Below are 17,756 nucleotides of genomic sequence, written 5' to 3'. Positions count from 1 at the left end.
GTCAACCACCCACATTCTGTAGAACACTGCAGGCGCCACAGGCCGCACAGCCCGCCTTCTGGTCCGAACCTGCCATGCCGGCAGCCGCCAGTTCCTTCGCAACCCGCCGGGTGACGGCCTCGACCACATCCGCCCGCGGAGCGCGCGCGAAGTCCACATCGACCGCAAGTGAACCCGGGTGTGGACGGAACGGCACCACAAAGGGATACACGCCCATCTCGACCAATTCGCGTGCACCGTCGACCAGCTCGTCGGGATCTTCACCCAGTCCGATGAGGAGGTACGTGGACACCTGATTTCGGCCGAACACCCGCACCGCCTCGGCCCATGCGGCCCGGTACTCGCCGATGGACACCGTGGCCTTGCCCGGCATCCATCGGGCGCGGACGTCGTCGTCGAGGGACTCGATGTGGATGCCGATCGACTCCGCGCCTGCCTCACGCAGTTCCGTGAGCGTCGCCAGGTCGCCCGGAGGTTCGCACTGCACCTGGATGGGTAGTTGTGGGACAACCGCTTTGACCGCTCGCACACACCGTGCCAGGTGCTTGGCACCACGGTCTCCGGCCGCAGACGTACCGGTGGTCATCACCATCTGCTTCACCCCGTCCAGGCGCACCGCCGCTTCGGCGACCTCGGCGAGTTCAGCCGGCTTCTTCACGGCCACGGTTGCTCCCGCACGCAGTGATTCCTCGATGGTGCAGAAGCGACACCGCTGCGCCGGGTCGTAGCGGATGCATGTCTGCATGACCGTGCTCGCGAGGACGTCCCGGCCATGCAGTTTGGCGATCTTCTCGTACTCCGTGCCCGAGTCGGTGCGGAGGTCGTAGAACGCCGGACGATCGATGGCCGACACATCCAGTCCCAGGTTTTCGGACGAACCATCCAGAAGGATTTGGTCACCCTCGAGGACGTACGGGCTCAACGGGTTCCGCGGAATCGCTGCGTTGATCCCGTTGATGACGAGATGACCGTCGTCGCTGGGACCCGCACCAGCCGAACGCCTGACCGGCAATGAACCCCGGACTCCGAGCAACGCAAGATCCACGCGTGCCGACAACGCTGATCCCGGTCGAGCTCCGCTGCGCTCCGTCTGAGATTCCGGTCGAGCTCCGCTGCGCTCCGTCTGAGATTCCGGTCGAGCTCCGCTGCGCTCCGTCTCCGAATCCGGCATATGGAGTGCCCTCAGACCATGTAGGTGGAGTTGATGATGGCACCCTTACGGGCGTAATGAATCAACGCATCCTGCACATCCAACGGATGAGCCGGAATCACACCCTCGATCAAATCCTCCTCACGACCACCATGCAACGCCAACCCGAACCGACAGCAATACACCGTCCCACCCTCACCGATGAACGTCCCCAACGAATCATTGATGTTCTGCTCCCCCGGAAAACCCGAATCACCCGTCGTCGGAAAACCACGCGTGGCCAGGCAATTGATCGCACCCGGACCATAAAAATACAACGCCGACTCAAACCCCTTACGCAACGCCCGCGTCGCCTGCAACACCGCCACAAAACTCACCGACGACTCATGAGCAATCCCATGAACCAACGTGAAATACGACTCCCCACCCTCAGCCTGATAATCCGGGAACAACTTCGTCCCCCCATAAATGTTGCTGCCCTTCGGCAACGACGGATGCGGGATCTCAGCCACAGACTTCTTGATATTCTCGGCAATCAACTGATCGATATCGGACACGGGTCCTCCTGGAGGGCGAAGATAGATGCCGCCTCGGCCGCATTGCCGATGAGCGAGAGCCGAAGTGGGCTACGTGTTCCAGTACAGAAGTCGCCTGTTTCCCGGTGGTTATCCAGGGAATAACACTGTGCTGCAGGAGTCTCACCGCTGTAACGAGCCGGTAATCACCGCTGCCGCACGCATCCCCACGTCCGTGATGCCGCCAACCCGTTCACATCGGTGCGTGCGATGTCACTGCGCGTGGAGACCACTCGCGGTGCGGTCGATGTTCTCCATGTGAACAGGCGCGAGGTGTTTGAGGCCCGCGTGTGCAAGCGCAGTGGCAAAGAGTCCGACTTCGTGGGGCGGGAGCTCGAGGGCGAGGGCCTGCCGGCCGCCGTGGATGGCGATGCCGGCCAGCATCGAGGCGAGGAGTTCGGCGCTCTGCTCGGGCGCGGGCAGAGCCCGCAATGTGTAGTAGGCACGGATGCGCATGGCGATCTGCCCCGAGATGCTCAGCACCAGTTCGTCGCGGATCTCGGCATTGGGCCCGGAGGTGACATCACCGAAGAGCAGCCCGAAACCGGCTGGATGCTCTGACGCGTAGCGGAAGAAGGCCACCATGTCAGCCTTGACCTGCTCCTCCATCGACAATCCAGAGGCGGACTCGTACGCCGCGAACAACCACTCGCGAAGTTTGTCTGCCTCCCGGACCAGGCACGCCCGGTAGAGCTGATCCTTGCTGCCGAAGTGGGAGTAGAGCGTCGGCTTGGTGGCATCGGCCTGCTGCGCGATGGCCTCCATGGAGGTTGCGTGATAGCCGTTGGCGTGGAACACATCTCGCGCTGCGTCGAGGAGTAGGTCATCGCTCGGCCGGTTTCCGTTGCTGCGACGGGACGGCGCAGCACCCGATCGTTGCCGAACTTTGGCCATGGTCGCGATTTTACGTCACCGCCCCGCCCGCCCATCCTCGCGCTTCGCCCTTGGCACGACACCGTTCATCAGCTAGAATCGGCTTTGTTTGACCGACGAGTAAAACTCTGTGGCGCCGCGAGAAAAAATTGCGTTGGACCATGCCGGAGTTCCTTACGCACGCACACGATCGGGAGTATCAAGGAACAATGCACCTCAAACTGAGCGACGACGAAGTTGCCTTCCGCGAGGAAATGCGGACCTTCTTCACCACCGAGATCCCCAAGGAGATCCGCGAGCGGACCGCCGCGGGCACGTTGAACTTCCCTGACGACATGATCACGGTTCAGCGGATCCTGAACGAGCACGGTCTGGCGGTGCCGAAGTGGCCTTCCGAGTGGGGCGGCCGCGACTGGACTCCCGTGCAGAAACACATCTGGCAGAACGAGATGAACCTCGCCTCGGTGCCCGAGCCCCTCGCGTTCAACACCGACATGGTGGGCCCGGTGATCGCCAATTTCGGCTCGCAGGAGATCAAAGAGCGCTTCCTCCCCGCCACGGCCAACCTCGACATCTGGTGGTGCCAAGGGTTCTCCGAGCCCGAGGCGGGATCCGACCTGGCATCGCTCAAGACCCGTGCGGTTCGCGACGGCGACCACTACGTGGTCAACGGTCAGAAGACCTGGACCACCATGGCCCAGTACGCCGACTGGATCTTCGCACTGGTGCGCACCAACCCCGATGCACCGAAACGCCAGGCGGGGATCAGCTTCCTGCTCATCGACATGAAGACCGAGGGCATCACCGTCAGGCCGATTCAGCTGGTCGACGGCGGCTTCGAGGTGAACGAGGTCTTCTTCGAGAACGTCCGGGTGCCGGTGGAGAACCTGGTCGGCGAAGAGAACGCGGGCTGGGGATACGCGAAGTTCCTGCTCGGCAACGAGCGAACGGGTGTCACCCGGGTGGGCATCACCAAGAACCGCCTCGCCCTGGCCAAGGAGCTGGCTGCGAAGACACCCGTCGGCGACGGCACCCTGCTGGAAGATCCCCTGTTCGCCGCGCGCCTGGCCGAACTCGAAAACGAGTTGCTCGCACTGGAATTGACACAGTTGCGGGTGGTGGCATCGTCGGCAGACGGCAAGCCCGATCCGGTCTCCTCGGTCTTGAAGCTCCGCGGTAGCGAGCTACAGCAGGCGTCCACCGAGATCCTGGCCGACCTCGCGGGAGTCGACTCACTGGCTGTGGACGCGGCAGACATCGGGTCCCCGCACTGGGCGCAAGAGACCGTTCCTACGTACCTCAATCACCGCAAGGTCTCGATCTACAGCGGCTCGTCCGAGGTCCAGCGAACCATCATCGCGTCCTCCATCCTCGGCCTCTGACCACGACCTCCCCATCTACGGACTTCATCCCTGATGCCGACGTCGAGCGCTCGCGGCACCAACTAACGAAGGACTGCCTTCACCATGGATTTTGAACTCAACGAGGAACAGACGATGCTGCGCGACACCGCGCATGACGTCCTGACCAAGTTCTACGACATCGAGAAGCTTCGCGAAGTCACAGCCACCGACCTCGGCTGGAGCCGAGACGTGTGGAAGTCGTTGGCGGAGATCGGCATTCTCGGTCTGCCGTTCAGCGAGGACGACGGTGGCATGGGCGCCGGACCCGAAGAGGTCGCGGCCGTACTCGGCGAGATCGGCCGCAGTCTTGCTCCAGAGCCCGTGCTCGACGCGGTGTACGTGCCCGGCGGACTCATCGCCGAGACCGGCAGCGCGGAACAACGTGCCCAGTACCTGCCACAACTCGCCTCCGGTGAACTCCTCGCGGCATTCGCGCACACAGAACCGGGCGACCGGTGGCCGAGCGCGGCTGTCAGTACCACCGCCACGGCGTCGGGAGACGGCTACGTCCTCACCGGCCGTAAAAACCCTGTGTTGCACGGCGATTGCGCCGACGTCCTGGTTGTGACCGCCCGCATCGACGCCCAGGGCCAAGGGCAAGGTGAGATCGGCCTGTTCCTGGTGGACGCCACCGCGACCGGCGTATCCCGCACCGCGTTCCGTACGCACGACATGCGGCGTGGTGCCCAGGTGGAACTGCAGGACGCTCCCGCCACCCGACTGCCCGAGGGCGATGTGGCCGCGGCGCTGGTGCGCTCGGAAGTGGTCACGCAGGTCGCGCTGTGCGCCGAGGCAGTCGGCGCCATGGAAGAATCGCTGCGGTTCACCACCGAATACCTCAAGCAGCGCAAGCAGTTCGGCGTACCACTGGCGAAGTTCCAGACCCTGACCCAGCGTGCCGCCGACATGTACGTTCTTCTCGAGCAGGCCCGCAGCATGAGTCTCTACGCAACGGTCACCCTCGCCGACGGCGACGTGAACCCGATCGTCGCGTCGCGGGCCAAACTGCAGATCTGCCGCTCCGCCCGCAAGATCGGGCAGGAGGCCATCCAGATGCACGGCGGTATCGGCATCACCGCCGAGTACCCGGTCGGGCACTACGTGAGCCGGCTGCTCGCCATCGAACACACCCTCGGCGGTGCGTCCGAACATCTCCGAACACTGTCGAATCAGATCGCGGACTATGACAAGATCCTGATCGGATAGTGACAACGTTCATTGACAGGAGTTCCATGGCTGCCCCACTGCTCGAAGCGTCCACTCACATCAAGGCCACACCTGAGCAGGTGTGGAAAGTGGTGTCCGACCTGAAGCGGATGGGCGAGTGGAGCCCACAATGCCGCAAGGTCGTGGTCCGCGGGGGCGGTCCCGTCACCCTCGGCACCAAGACTGTCAACGTGAACAAACGCGGTCTGCTGGTCTGGCCGACCACCGCAAAGGTGGTCCGGTTCGAACCGAACAAAGAGATCGCGTACAAGATCAACGAGAACAACAGCGTGTGGAGCTTCACCATCACCCCCACCGAGGACGGCGTGGAGCTCACCGAACGTCGTGAGGCACCCAACGGCACCACCAAGGTGTCGTCTACGCTGATCAACCTGGCATTCGGCGGCGAGAAGTCGTTCGACGCCGAGCTCACCGACGGGATGCAGCAGACGCTGGGCAAGATCAAGGCGTCGGTGCGCTAGCGCATCACAGCTTCTTCAGCAGTGCGGGCAGGTCCGCGATCGAGTCGATGACGTGATCGGGGACCTGCCCGAACTCGTCCTTGACGAGGGCGTCGAGTTGTTCGGGCAGGAACTTGCCGGTCCGCACCAACACGCCGGTGATCGCGGTCTTCTGGGCGCCCAGCACATCGCTGTACATGTCGTCACCCACCATCACCACCCCGCCCGGATCACCCACGCCGAGCATCTCCACGGCCGAACGAAAGCCCAGCGGCGATGGCTTGCCGATCGCGCGGATCTTCTTTCCGGTGGCCTTCTGGAGGCCTTCGAGGTACACCCCGGTGTCGATCTTCGGTCCGCTGCTGGTCGACCACGTGAGCGACCGGTGCATGGCGACGGTCGGTACGCCTTCGATCATCCAGCCCAGGGCTCTCGACATCAGCTCGTGGGTGAACGACGGGCCCGCGCCCCCGAAAACCACCACTTCGGGGTCGTCGTCGACGAGATTCACCCCTGCCATGTCCTCGTTGACCGCGCCCTCGTTGAACACCACAACCCGCTTGCCGGGGTGTTTGGTGCGCAGGTACTCGGCCGTCAACACGGCGGCAGTCACGATCTCGTCGTCGCGCACCTTGAATCCCACGTCGGTGAGCGCCTCGGCGATCTGCGCTCGCGACTTGGATGTGGTGTTGGTCAAGAACATTCGCGGCAGACCGGTATCGGCGATCTCCTCGAGGGCTTCGACGGCACCGGGCAGGGCTTTCCACGAGGTGACGAGCACCCCGTCGATGTCGAGCAGCAACCCTTCGGCCATACCTGAGAAACCTAGTCCTGCCAACGGTCGATCGCACGCGGGAGCCGGCAGGTCCGACAATTCTCACAGCGCCGCCCGATCATGCCGAACTCGACTTTTCTGGCGGTCGTGGTGGTCCTTCCGGCATGCTTGGCACCATGGCCGACCAGCTCTCGACGCAGTACTCGACCCTGTCCAAACGTGTGACCGGCCTGATGTCGCGCGCTCACGCCGACCTCGCCGACCTCGTGTCGCTGCCGTCTGTACACATCGACCCCGACAAACGGGATGACTGCCGGGCCAGCGCTGCCTGGGTTCGTGGCGCGTTCGCCGACGCCGGGATCGAGACGCAGGTGTACGACACCGTCGACGGCAGTCAGGCCGTGATCGGTCATCGCCCCGGCCCGCCGGGATCCCCGACCGTCTTGCTGTACTCACACCACGACGTGCAGCCGGCCGGCCCCGAAGACCTCTGGAACTCGCCGCCGTTTGCACTCACCACTCACGACGGTCGCTGGTTCGGGCGAGGTGCGGCGGACTGCAAGGGCAACGTCGTCGCCATCCTCACCGCGCTCCGCTCATTTGCGGCGCTGCCGGCGTTGGGAATTCGAGTGGTGATCGAGGGCTCGGAAGAAGCCGGCGGCGAGGGTCTGGATCAACTCGCCCGCAGTCAGTCAGACCTCTTCGATGCGGACATGATCCTGATCTGCGACACCGGAAACGTGGCCCCGGGTGTACCCACGCTCACCACCAGCCTGCGTGGGGTCGCGGGCGTGAAGGTCTCGGTCGAGACCCTCGCATCGGAAGTGCATGCGGGACAGTTCGGCGGCGCGGCCCCCGACGCGCTTGCCGCACTCATCGCCGGGTTGGCGACCCTGCGAGATGCCGACGGCAACACCACGATCGACGGGCTGCCCGCCAGTCAATCCTGGCCTGGCGCAACCTACGATCCCCTGCAGTTCCGCTCCGACTCCACAACGCTCGACGGCGTGGACATCCTCGGCTCGGGCACCCCGGCAGAGATGGTGTGGGCGCGGCCGGCGGTGACGGTGATCGGTTTGGACGCACCGAACACCGACGACTGCGTGGCCGCCATCAATCCACGCGCCTCGGCGATGCTCAACCTGCGTGTGCCACCCGGCGTGAATCCCGGAGTGGCAGCGTTGGCACTGGAAGGTCATCTGCACAAACACATTCCGTGGCACGCCAAGGTGCAGGTCGACACCGTGATGACCGGGGCGCCGTTCGCTGCCGACACCTCGGGCCCTGGGTACAAGGCGCTCACCGAGGCGATGGGCAAGGCATACCGGGCCGAGGTGGTCCATTCCGGTCAGGGTGGATCGATACCCCTGTGCACGGTGCTCTCGGAAATCTGCCCCAGAGCCGAGATCGCACTACTCGGCGTCGAGGAACCGAATTGCCGGATCCATGCACCGAACGAGAGCGTGGATCCGGACGAGATCTCGAAAACTGCACTGTCCCTTGCCCTGTTCCTCGCCACGTACACGGTGGACGCCTGATGCGCACGGTCGAGGAACACCAGGCCATCGTCGCAGCCTTGTTCGCCGAGCCCCGGCCTGTCACCGTGCCTGCCGCAGCCGCCCTCGGCAGGGTGCTCGCCGACGATGTCGTCGCCGGGGTCACGCTGCCCGGCTTCGACAACTCGGCGATGGACGGCTACGCCGTCATCGCCTCGGACATCGCGCACGCGACGGAGACCGATCCCGTCATCCTGCCTGTCGCAGAAGACATCCCGGCAGGGCGAACCGATCAGCTCACCCTGACACCCGGCACGGCCCACCGCATCATGACCGGAGCCCCCGTGCCTGCCGGAGCGGACGCGGTGATCCAGGTGGAGCTCACCGACGGCGGCGTCTCCGAGGTGAGGATCAACGCACCGGTCCCGGCCGGAGCCGCCATCCGCGCCGCCGGTTCCGATATCGGCGCAGGGACCCGTGCCCTCTCGTCCGGGCGCGTTCTGCACGCACCGCAGTTGGGTTTGCTGGCCGCCCTCGGTATCGCCGAGGTCGCTGTGTTCGCGCCGCTGCGGGTGCTGGTCCTGTCGACCGGAAGTGAGCTGGTGCCCGCTGGGACGCCGCTACAGTACGGACAGATCTACGAGTCCAACGGCGCGATGCTGACGGCCGCGGCCATCGAGGCGGGGGCGATCTCCGAACAGGTGCACTTCGTGCCCGATGACGTCGGCCAGTTCCGGGCACGACTCGACGAGTACGTCGACGGCGCGGACGGTACCGCCGTCGATCTCATCATCACCTCGGGCGGCGTCAGTGCCGGCGCGTACGAGGTCGTCAAGGATGCGCTGGTAGGTCACGGGGTGGAGTTCGCCAAGGTGGCCATGCAGCCAGGCATGCCGCAGGGTTGCGGCACCTATACGAGTTCGGGGGGCACGGCTGTCCCGATCATCACCCTGCCGGGCAATCCGGTGAGCGCTCAGGTGTCCTTCGAGGTGTTCGTCCGGCCGGCCCTGCGCGCAGCCATGGGCCTGCCCGCCTCGCGGCGCACCACCACCGCGTCGGTCACCGAACCGATCACCTCCCCCAGAGGCAAACGCCAGTTCCGCAGGGGTGAACTCACGATCGCCGACGGTGTCGCCTCGGTGCGACCCATCGGGCCACCGGGTTCACATCACCTGGCGTTCATGGCATCGGCAAACGCGTTGCTCGACATTGCTGCGGACACCGACAGGGTCGAGACCGGCGCCGACGTCGAAGTGCTGATCCTGGAGGACAGCTGACCGATGAGCACCTGCGACAATTGCGGCCATGGCCAGACGACCCAGACCCACTGAACCCGAGAGTGTGACCCGCCTGGCACATTTTGCCGACCTCGTGCGGGAAACCGTGCCACCGATCCACCGAGCCGGTGTGCCGTTCGTGGCGGCGGGCGCCGCCGTGGCCCTCGCCGGCCGACGTCACGGCTGGATCCGGACACCGGCAACCGCAGCCACGCTTGCCACCGCCGCGTTCTTCCGTCACCCGAGCCGGGTGCCTCCGAACGCTGCCGGAGTTGTGGTCGCGCCGGCCGACGGACAGGTCGCGTTGGTGGACCATGCCGCGCCACCGCACGAGCTCGGGCTGGGCGACACCCCCGACCACGCGTGTCGATCTTCCTCTCGATCTTCGACGTACACGTGCAACGGATCCCGATCGCCGGCACGGTCGAGTCGGTCGAGTACCGGCCGGGCAAGTTCGTCAGCGCCGACCTCCCCGATGCAAGCGCCGAGAACGAGCGCAACTCCATGCTGATCCGCACCGCCGACGGCACCGAGTTGGTGGTGGTGCAGATCGCCGGGCTCATCGCCAGGCGCATCGTGTGTGAGGCCCGACCCGGAGATCTGGTGACGCTCGGCGACACCTATGGCTTGATCCGGTTCGGTTCACGCGTGGACGTCTACCTGCCCGAGGGCACCCGCCCGCTCGTCGCCGTGGGCCAACGCGCCGTCGGCGCGGAGACCGTGTTGGCGCAGCTGGGATGAAAGAGTCCGTTCGCAAGGATCCTGGCCGAAAGGAACCCGTCCGGAAGGACCCGGTCCGCCGGTCCGGCAGCCGGGTGGTGCCGGCAGGGAGTTCCCGGCGCCGGCGCCGTCCGAGCCGCGCCGGAACGCTGAACACCGGCAAGCTCCTCGTTCCGTCGGCGCTCACCGTCCTTGCCATCTGCGCCGGCCTGTCGGCCACCAAGTTCGCTCTCGATGGCCGAATCCACCTGTGCGTTGCGATGATCGCAGCTGCGGCACTGCTCGACGGCCTCGACGGCCGGGTGGCCCGCCTGCTGGGGGCGACCACGCGTATCGGGGCCGAACTGGATTCTCTCGCCGACGCCATCAACTTCGGGGTGGCCCCCGCGCTGACCCTCTACGTCCTCCTGCTCGAGGGCAACGACGTGGGATGGCTGCTGTCGCTGATCTATTGCTGCGCAATCGTTTTGAGGTTGGCGCGGTTCAACACACTGATCGACGAAGACGACACGCCGCAGTACACCAAGGACTTCTTCGTGGGTGTGCCCGCTCCCGCCGCCGCTCTCATCGCGATGTTGCCCATCGCCCTCGAAGAGCAATTCGGAATGGGTTGGTGGACCTCGGATGCAACCGTCGGCACATGGATGACCATCACTGCGCTGCTGGCCGTCAGTCGTCTGCCGACCGCGTCCCTCAAGTCGTACGCGGTGCCGCCGAACGCGTTGGTGCTGGTGCTCATCGGTGTGGCCCTGTTCGCCGCCGCGCTGCTGACCTACCCGTATCTGCTCATGGTGGTGGCGATCGGTCTCTACCTGCTGCACATCCCGTTCGCCTGGAGAACCAAGCGATGGGTGGCCAGCCGACCGGAGACCTGGGACTTCCACCCCCGGGAACGCCGGGCCGAACGACGCGCCATCCGGCAAGTGCGGCGCGGCAGGCCGACCAAATCGTCGGCCCGTCTCGGCCTGCGCCGCCCCGGCGACCAGTAACGGGTAGCGAGCACCAGCCCGCGCCGATCGCCGCAGACGGTAGTTTTGCCCTGTGACTCCCGCATCTGCCGCGTCTCCGCAATTGACGCTGACCGCCCGGCTCAACCTCTCGGCGGCCGAGGCGCGCCGCGGCATCGTCAGGGTGCACCCGGAGGTCCTCGCCGCGTTGGCGCTGCGCGAGTGGGACGGGGTGGCCGTGATCGGCTCGCGTACCACCGGCGCGGTGATCGCCGCCACCGATGCGTCCGCGCCCACCGGCATCGCGCTGCTCGACGAGCTGACGCTGTCCAACGCGGGCCTGAAGTCCGACGCCCCGGTGGTGTTGTACCCCGTCGTGGTGCACGGCGCTACCCGCGTGATGGTGCGCGGTTCGCGGCTGACCGCCGATTCGGTGGACGAGACCACCCTGCGGCGCGCACTCCTCGGAAAGGTGGTGTCGGCCGGAGATGTGGTGTCGCTCTTGCCGCGCGACCTCGGTCCCGATTTCGCGACGTCCGACGCCACTCGTTCGCTGGCGACGTCGGTGGGCATCACCTGGACCAACGAACTGCTCACCGTGGTGGACGCCGACCCATCCGGCCCGGTGAGCGTGCAACCGAACACCGCGGTGCTGTGGGCTGACAAGAGCGCCGGACTGCCGACGACCGCCGAGGCGGCCACCAGTGCATCCACCCGGCACACACCGGCCAAGGCGACCGTCAGTATTGCTCCCCCGGCTCGGACCGTCGACGAACTCGTCGGCGTCGACGCACAGGTGGACAAGCTGACCGAATGGCTCGGCCTCGCCCTCGACAACCCGGAGTTGCTCACCGCCCTCGGCGCGCAAGCGCGACTCGGTGTGGTGCTCACCGGCCCACCCGGGGTCGGTAAGGCAACTGTCGCCCGGGCCGTGTGCGCCGGGCGAGCTCTGGTCTACCTCGACGGCCCGGTCACCGGCGCGCTCGAGGCATCCGGGCGGCTCGCTGCTGTCAAAGATGCAGTCAGTCAACTGGTGTCGGCAGCGTCCGAGACGGGCGCGGTGTTGCTCATCAGCGATGTCGAGGCACTGCTGCCCGCCGAGGCAGACCCGGTCTCGGCGCTCATCCTCGACGCACTTCGTACGGCGATCACGGCTGACCGGGTGGCTCTGATCTGCACCAGTTCGGCGCCCGAAAACCTCGACCAACGTCTCCGCGATCCCGATCTCTGCGACCGCGAGTTGTCGATCGGATTGCCCGACAACAAGATCCGGCGAGGTCTCCTCGGCGCGCTCCTGGAGTCCGTGCCCACCGGAACCATCGACCTCGGCGCGATCAGCGCTCGCACACCCGGTTTCGTCGCCGCCGACCTCGCCGCCCTCACCCGCGAGGCCGCGCTGCGGGCAGCTGCCCGCAGCGCCCGCGACGGCGAGCCACCTACGCTCATCGAGGCCGATCTGCTCGGCGCGCTGGAAGTGATTCGGCCGGTATCCCGGTCGGCATCGCCCGAGGTCGCGGTCGGCAGCCTGACGCTCGACGAGGTCGGCGACATGGTGGAGACCAAACAGGCACTCACCGAGGCCGTGCTCTGGCCGCTACAGCACCCGGACACCTTCACCCGGCTCGGCGTCGACCCACCCCGCGGCGTGCTGCTCTACGGTCCTCCCGGATGCGGCAAGACCTTTGTGGTGCGCGCGCTCGCCGCGTCCGGACAACTCAGCGTGCACAGCGTCAAAGGTGCTGAGCTGATGGACAAATGGGTCGGGTCATCAGAGAAGGCGGTCCGCGACCTGTTCGACCGGGCACGCGAGTCGGCACCATCGCTCATCTTCCTGGACGAGATCGACGCCCTGGCCCCACGCCGCGGTCAGTCGTCGAACTCAGGTGTCGGCGATCGGGTGGTCGCGGCACTGCTCACCGAACTCGACGGGGTCGAACCGCTACGGGATGTGGTGGTACTCGGCGCGACCAACCGTCCCGATCTCATCGATCCAGCGCTGCTGCGTCCCGGCCGTCTGGAGCGGCTCGTGTTCGTGCCGCCACCTGATGCCGATGCCCGCGCTGCGATCCTGCGGACGTCGAGCAAGTCGGTACCACTGGCAGAAGACATCGACCTGGACCAGCTGGCCGCAGGCCTGGACGGATACTCGGCCGCCGACTGCGCCGCACTGCTCCGAGAGGCTGCTCTGGCCGCGATGCGACGGAACATCGACGCGGCCATCGTCACCGCCGAGGACGTCGGGGTGGCGCAGGACAAGGTTCGGCCGTCCCTCGATCCGGCCCAGGTGGAGAACCTGCGTCAGTACGCCGAAAAGCGTGGAGCCTGAAGCTCTTTTGCGCCTCTCAATGCGCCATCGACGGCGTCTTGGACAGCGACGTCGTAGATGCGGTGCGATGCCGGCGCGCGGCCAGGGCGGTACCGACGAGCAGTCCGAGCACCGGCAGCGCGACGAAGACCACGCCCCGCGAGAGGGTGGTGCCATGGCCCGCGGTGTCCTGGAACACCAACTGCTGGGGAATGAGCCAGACCGCACCCGCGGCCCCAGCGCCTCCGGCCGTGCACCCCGCGATGAGCAGACCATCGCGTACTCGCGGGGTCACCAGCGTGTTCGCCCGCTCGAGAAGACTCTGTACCGCCAATCCCGCCAGCCCGAAGGTGGCCCCGAAGATGTAGGGCAGCCACCAGATCACGTCGGGTGTGTCCACCGACTGGTACTGGCCTGGGGCCTGCACCGGAGCACGCTGGTGCCCGTTGTCGGTGACAAACCATGCGCCGGCCGCCACCACACCGGCGCACAAGCCGATCAAGCCGGCCCAGTCCCACAACCGATACACCTCGACCTCAGGCTGATTTGACGCTTTCACCACCTCAGTATTGTCGAGGCATTCTTAATTCGCTGGCGAACACGGCGGCGGAACAAGGGGTGCACCGGCGCCGCGTGTCTCTTCTCGCGTGATTCCTCTGCAATTCGTGTCGATTTCCGGTTCTCTCGTTCGACGTAGGGATGAGAACAGCTTCGGCACGGGCCGAGGCACCCATCACGGAGGTTTGTCATGCGCACATTGATCGTCACCGCATTCGTCTCGCTGGACGGTGTCATGGAAGGACCGGGCGGCGAGCCCGGGTATCGCAATTCGGGGTGGACCTTCAAAGATGTCGAGTTCGACGAAGCTGCCTACGAGATCAAGGGGCGCGAGCAGGAGGCGACCACAGCACTACTGCTGGGCCGCACGTCGTACGAGGCGTTCGCTCCGATCTGGCCGACCATGGACGAGTTCGCCGAGTACAACGCGATGCCCCGATACGTCGTCTCGACAACACTCGAGAAGGACGACCCACGTTGGCCGGCCACGATCCTGCGGTCGGTGGATGATGTGGCAGCACTTAAGGACACCGAAGGTGGCCCGATCGCCGTGCACGGCAGTGCAACCCTCGGGCGCGGCCTCGCCGACGCGGGTCTTGTCGATCGCTACCACCTCTTGGTGTTCCCCCTCCTACTCGGAGCCGGGAAGCGGTTGTTCAGCGAGGCCGACAAAGACACCACCAAGCTCAACCTGGTCGAGCACGAGGTGTACGGCAACGGCATCCAGAAGCAGATCTTCGATGTCGTGCGGTAGTTCGAGACGACAACCGTTGTAGAGCAACACCTTTCGCAGCTGTGAAGGTCCGCCGCGGTGTAGCGCAATCAAACGCAGGACTTTTGTTCGCCCGCAGGTGTTGCAGCACCTGCAGACGAACACAAAGCCTGCATGGATTTAGAACCCGTCAGACCCGAACACATGTTCGACAATGCCCGATTCTGTTGGTAGACTTGGTGAAAGGGGTTCGAGGGCTGGGGGGCTTGTCGATGACTGATTCGGTGACGGTGGATCCACCGTCAATGCCGGTGTTGGTGGGGTTGTATCGCGATCTTGATGCGCTGCTGCAGCGGATTGCTGGGGCGTCGTCGGCTGATGTTGATGATGTGCAGGTTGCTGAGTTGGTGCGGGTGAACGAGAGAGTGGTTCGGGCACTGACCTTTCAAGGCCTTCGGCGGTTGCAGGAGGTGAACGACCGCGGCTTGTTTCGTAAGGCTGGTCATTCCACGTTGCACCGGTTCGTGATGAGTGAACTGCGGGTCTCTCGTGGTGATGCCTCCTCGCGGTTGAAAGCACTCGATGCGGCCGGTGAGTTGTTGTCGATGCAAGGTGAGGCGCTGCCCCCGAAATGTCCGGCCGCGGCCGAAGCATTGGCCGAGGGGGCGATTGGGTTGGCGCACATGGATGTGATGCTCAAAGTGCGCGACAAAATCCCGCACAAATCAGCGTCGGAAGTGTATGACGTGGTCGATGCCTGGATGACCGACAACGCCCGCACCCTGGGGCCCACTGAACTCGAAGTCTGCGGCCGGGAAGTCCTTGCGCGGGTCGATCCGGACGGGACACTCACCGATGACGCCGACCGCAAACGCAACCGGGGTCTGTCCGACGGTGCGCAGGGGTTGGACATGATGGCCAAAATCAGTGGCAACCTCGACCCAGCTACGTTGGCGCTGTTTCGCACGGTGATGGACGTGTGGGCAGCACCGGGAATGAACAACCCCGACGACCCCAACTCACCTGTGGGGGCGGTGCACGACCCGACCATGGATCCAGCGGTCATCGAGGCCGCGGCCGGGCGCGATACCCGTTCGCGTGCCCAACGTCAACACGATGCATTCAAGGCGATCCTGAAGACGATTCTCGAGTACAAGCTGTTGGGTACTTCCCATCGTGGCCTGCCGGTGCAGGTCATCATCACGATGAGCAAACAACAGCTTGATGAGGCTGCGGGCATCGCCCATACCGCCTCCGGAGTTGATGTACCCGTGAAAGATGCGTTGGAGTTGGCCGCCCGCTCGGAGTGGTCGTTGGCGGTGTTCGCCAACCACTCCGCGGACGTTCTCTACTTCGCCCGGGCCAAACGCACCGCCCAGCAAGGCCAGCGGATGGCGTTGTTCGCCAAAGACCGAGGCTGCACCAGCCCAGGTTGCCGCAACCCCATCTCCTGGACCGAAATCCATCACACCACCGCCTGGGCCGATGGCGGACACACCGACATCGACGAGCTGGCCCCGGCGTGCATCCCGCATCACGCGATGATCGGACCCGGCGAGGACCAGTGGCAAACCATCATGCTCCGCGACGGCCCCGACGCCGGCCGAGTGGCGTGGATCCCACCCACATACATCGACCCTGATCAACAACCACGGATCAACCGGGCCCACCACACCGACCACACCATCGAGGCGGCATGGCAAGAAATCATCACCGAACGCCAAGCGGCACTCAACGAACGCGAAGAACGCATGCAACAGCAACGAAATGCTCCACCAAATGTGGGTTCCGAATCAGACGACGAAGCAACGCATCTCGAATAGCAACCTCGACACGGTCGATCCGACCGCACACCTATCTCAGCAAATATGTTGCACTGCAACCCGCATTGCCGTCACGATGCTAGGAATCATTGCGGGATCGCCGGCATCGGCGATGACCCGTGCAGCGGTCGGACCGCTTGCCGCGACTACCGACAGTTGGCAGAACTGCGGTGAGGTGTTCGCCGACCTCACTCCGGCAAGGTCGGTCAGGAGGCGTGACGAGATGCTGTCGAGCTTGGTCCGTAGATCCGACAGCGGCGGGTTCGGGATGGACAACTGCGCTTGGTCCGAGAGGGTCCATGTGGAGTGATACGCATATTGAACACCGGTCGCCGCCTGAACCTGATCGGTGAAGAACGCAGCCACCCGCGCTCGATCCAGCCCGTGAGCGTCCGCCGAGTCCGACGCGGCCTGGATGACCGTAGCCGCACGAACAGGGTCGTTGATCGGGCTGCCGGAGTGCCACTTAGACTGGGCGACCTCATGGGCCACGATCAGACGGTCACCAATAGTGTTGACCAGCTGGACGACTCGATCATGGCCTACCGGCGTCGCATGAGCTGTTGGGCCCGCCAACACCGCACCGACCGCGGCCAACGACATCACCAGGAACGACGCAACGATTCGTACTGCCCGCATTCTTCCTCCGACCCGTCCAGCCCAATTCCATGCGACCGTACTCGCCGAGACCGGGCCGAGCGTTGCGAATTGCCACACGCCGATCCTTCAGCCGTCGGCCCATTTACTGCGATCGCCGGACCGGGGCGCGCGACGACCGATGAGCAGTGTCAGCGTTGCGACACGAGATAGGTGATCGATGTCGGGCCGCTCGGTGAGCCGGCCGTGGTCCCGATCACCACCGTGTAGCGCTTGCCGTCTTTGTCGGCGCCATAGCCGGCGACGGTCTGGCCACCCTCCTGCCGCCGGAACTCCTCGGAATACCCCGCGTCGGTCAGGACCTTGCCTGCGTTGTCGAAAGGATTCCCAGCGTCGGGCTTGCCGGCGACGGTGAGGTTCCAGCCCTCCTGCGCGGTCCCGCCCGCGGCGAGTATCGAACCTTCGATCAGCGGTACCTGATCCGGGAAATCTTGCGGCAGATTCACCGACCCGACCGTGGTCGATTCAGCGTCCTCGCTCTCTCCGCCGCACGCTCCCAACACCAGCGCAAGACCCGTGATCATCAGCACCAGAACCACTCGCACCCGACTCATGCGAACAGAGTAGGGGGTGGGGTCCCGTTGTGCCCGATCGGCTGCGATCTTGTCGGGAACACCAACTTGTCCGCTTTGCGGTGACCAGCGGCGAGAGGCGACCTCGGTGGCCGCCTCATCCCCGAATACGGCACCTAGCAGCAGCAACGGTAGACTGGGTGACAACAAACCGGAGCTAATCCGTCTTCGGTGAACGGTCGCAGGCATTGTTCGGTGTGCCTGTCCCCGTTGTCACGACCCACCCGACACCCCGCCCATTCGATC

General features: G+C 65.2%; 16 protein-coding genes and 1 pseudogene. 10 read left to right on the top strand and 7 right to left on the bottom strand.

The features are described from left to right. Position 1 precedes the first annotated feature (1 nt). The 3 genes from MVA47_RS07770 to MVA47_RS07760 form a co-directional block, all read right to left on the bottom strand. Entirely contained in the window at positions 2-1,057 is a 1,056-nt protein-coding gene (locus MVA47_RS07770) for an MSMEG_0568 family radical SAM protein (protein WP_247207366.1), read from the bottom strand. Positions 1,058-1,182: 125 nt separating this feature from the next. After that, positions 1,183-1,707 (bottom strand): MSMEG_0572/Sll0783 family nitrogen starvation response protein, encoded by a 525-nt coding sequence (locus tag MVA47_RS07765; RefSeq protein WP_099381270.1) that lies wholly within the window; start codon positions 1,705-1,707, stop codon positions 1,183-1,185. A 231-nt stretch (positions 1,708-1,938) separates the two neighbouring features. Beyond that, a complete protein-coding gene (locus tag MVA47_RS07760) occupies positions 1,939-2,619 on the bottom strand; it encodes a TetR/AcrR family transcriptional regulator (RefSeq protein WP_247207365.1) in 681 nt (226 codons plus the stop codon). Between the two features lie 188 nt (positions 2,620-2,807). Between MVA47_RS07760 and MVA47_RS07755 the strand changes: the two genes are divergently transcribed. The 3 genes from MVA47_RS07755 (at position 2,808) to MVA47_RS07745 (ending at position 5,689) form a co-directional block, all read left to right on the top strand. Then, positions 2,808-3,980, top strand: coding sequence for an acyl-CoA dehydrogenase family protein (locus MVA47_RS07755; protein ID WP_030169363.1), 1,173 nt, complete (start codon positions 2,808-2,810; stop codon positions 3,978-3,980). A gap of 84 nt (positions 3,981-4,064) precedes the next feature. Continuing rightward, on the top strand, positions 4,065-5,207 hold the full coding sequence (locus MVA47_RS07750) for an acyl-CoA dehydrogenase family protein (protein WP_247207364.1): 1,143 nt from the start codon (positions 4,065-4,067) through the stop codon (positions 5,205-5,207). 26 nt (positions 5,208-5,233) lie between these two features. Beyond that, positions 5,234-5,689 carry an SRPBCC family protein gene (locus MVA47_RS07745; RefSeq protein WP_023957098.1) on the top strand — a complete coding sequence of 152 codons (456 nt, stop codon included), beginning with the start codon at positions 5,234-5,236 and terminating at the stop codon, positions 5,687-5,689. A gap of 4 nt (positions 5,690-5,693) precedes the next feature. On the opposite strand, the gene MVA47_RS07740 is transcribed toward MVA47_RS07745, so the two are convergent. Then, complete coding sequence (locus MVA47_RS07740) at positions 5,694-6,482, bottom strand: HAD-IIA family hydrolase (protein WP_247207363.1); 789 nt, start codon at positions 6,480-6,482, stop codon at positions 5,694-5,696. A gap of 137 nt (positions 6,483-6,619) precedes the next feature. On the opposite strand from MVA47_RS07740, the gene MVA47_RS07735 reads away from it, so the two are divergent. The 5 genes and pseudogenes from MVA47_RS07735 (at position 6,620) to MVA47_RS07715 (ending at position 13,209) form a co-directional block, all read left to right on the top strand. Then, positions 6,620-7,981: a dipeptidase gene (locus tag MVA47_RS07735; RefSeq protein ID WP_247207362.1), complete on the top strand. Its 1,362-nt coding sequence runs from the start codon at positions 6,620-6,622 to the stop codon at positions 7,979-7,981. Further along, a complete protein-coding gene (gene glp / locus MVA47_RS07730; RefSeq protein ID WP_247207361.1) occupies positions 7,981-9,216 on the top strand; it encodes a gephyrin-like molybdotransferase Glp in 1,236 nt (411 codons plus the stop codon). Before MVA47_RS07735 ends, glp begins: the two co-directional genes overlap by 1 nt. Before the next feature lie 28 nt (positions 9,217-9,244). Next, positions 9,245-9,957, top strand: a pseudogene (locus MVA47_RS07725) (phosphatidylserine decarboxylase). Next, complete coding sequence (locus MVA47_RS07720; RefSeq protein ID WP_247207360.1) at positions 9,954-10,925, top strand: phosphatidylcholine/phosphatidylserine synthase; 972 nt, start codon at positions 9,954-9,956, stop codon at positions 10,923-10,925. Before MVA47_RS07725 ends, MVA47_RS07720 begins: the two are co-directional and overlap by 4 nt. A 52-nt stretch (positions 10,926-10,977) precedes the next feature. Continuing rightward, a complete protein-coding gene (locus MVA47_RS07715; RefSeq protein ID WP_247207359.1) occupies positions 10,978-13,209 on the top strand; it encodes an AAA family ATPase in 2,232 nt (743 codons plus the stop codon). 16 nt (positions 13,210-13,225) lie between these two features. On the opposite strand, the gene MVA47_RS07710 is transcribed toward MVA47_RS07715, so the two are convergent. Then, positions 13,226-13,750, bottom strand: a complete 525-nt coding sequence (locus MVA47_RS07710) for a hypothetical protein (RefSeq protein WP_247207358.1) — start codon at positions 13,748-13,750, stop codon at positions 13,226-13,228. Positions 13,751-13,936: 186 nt separating this feature from the next. On the opposite strand from MVA47_RS07710, the gene MVA47_RS07705 reads away from it, so the two are divergent. Together MVA47_RS07705 and MVA47_RS07700 are read left to right on the top strand one after the other, a co-directional pair. After that, complete coding sequence (locus tag MVA47_RS07705) at positions 13,937-14,500, top strand: dihydrofolate reductase family protein (RefSeq protein ID WP_247207357.1); 564 nt, start codon at positions 13,937-13,939, stop codon at positions 14,498-14,500. 230 nt (positions 14,501-14,730) lie between these two features. After that, a complete protein-coding gene (locus MVA47_RS07700; protein ID WP_247207356.1) occupies positions 14,731-16,281 on the top strand; it encodes an HNH endonuclease signature motif containing protein in 1,551 nt (516 codons plus the stop codon). Between the two features lie 36 nt (positions 16,282-16,317). Here MVA47_RS07700 and aroQ read toward each other — a convergent pair whose 3' ends face one another. Further along, positions 16,318-16,920 (bottom strand): gamma subclass chorismate mutase AroQ, encoded by a 603-nt coding sequence (gene aroQ / locus MVA47_RS07695; RefSeq protein WP_247207355.1) that lies wholly within the window; start codon positions 16,918-16,920, stop codon positions 16,318-16,320. Positions 16,921-17,069: 149 nt separating this feature from the next. Then, positions 17,070-17,492 carry a hypothetical protein gene (locus MVA47_RS07690; protein WP_247207354.1) on the bottom strand — a complete coding sequence of 141 codons (423 nt, stop codon included), beginning with the start codon at positions 17,490-17,492 and terminating at the stop codon, positions 17,070-17,072. Between the last annotated feature and the right edge of the window lie 264 nt (positions 17,493-17,756).

This window comes from Williamsia sp. DF01-3 (assembly GCF_023051145.1).
In the GTDB taxonomy this organism is placed as follows: Bacteria; Actinomycetota; Actinomycetes; order Mycobacteriales; family Mycobacteriaceae; genus Williamsia.
This window is presented reverse-complemented; position numbering and strand designations above follow the sequence as displayed.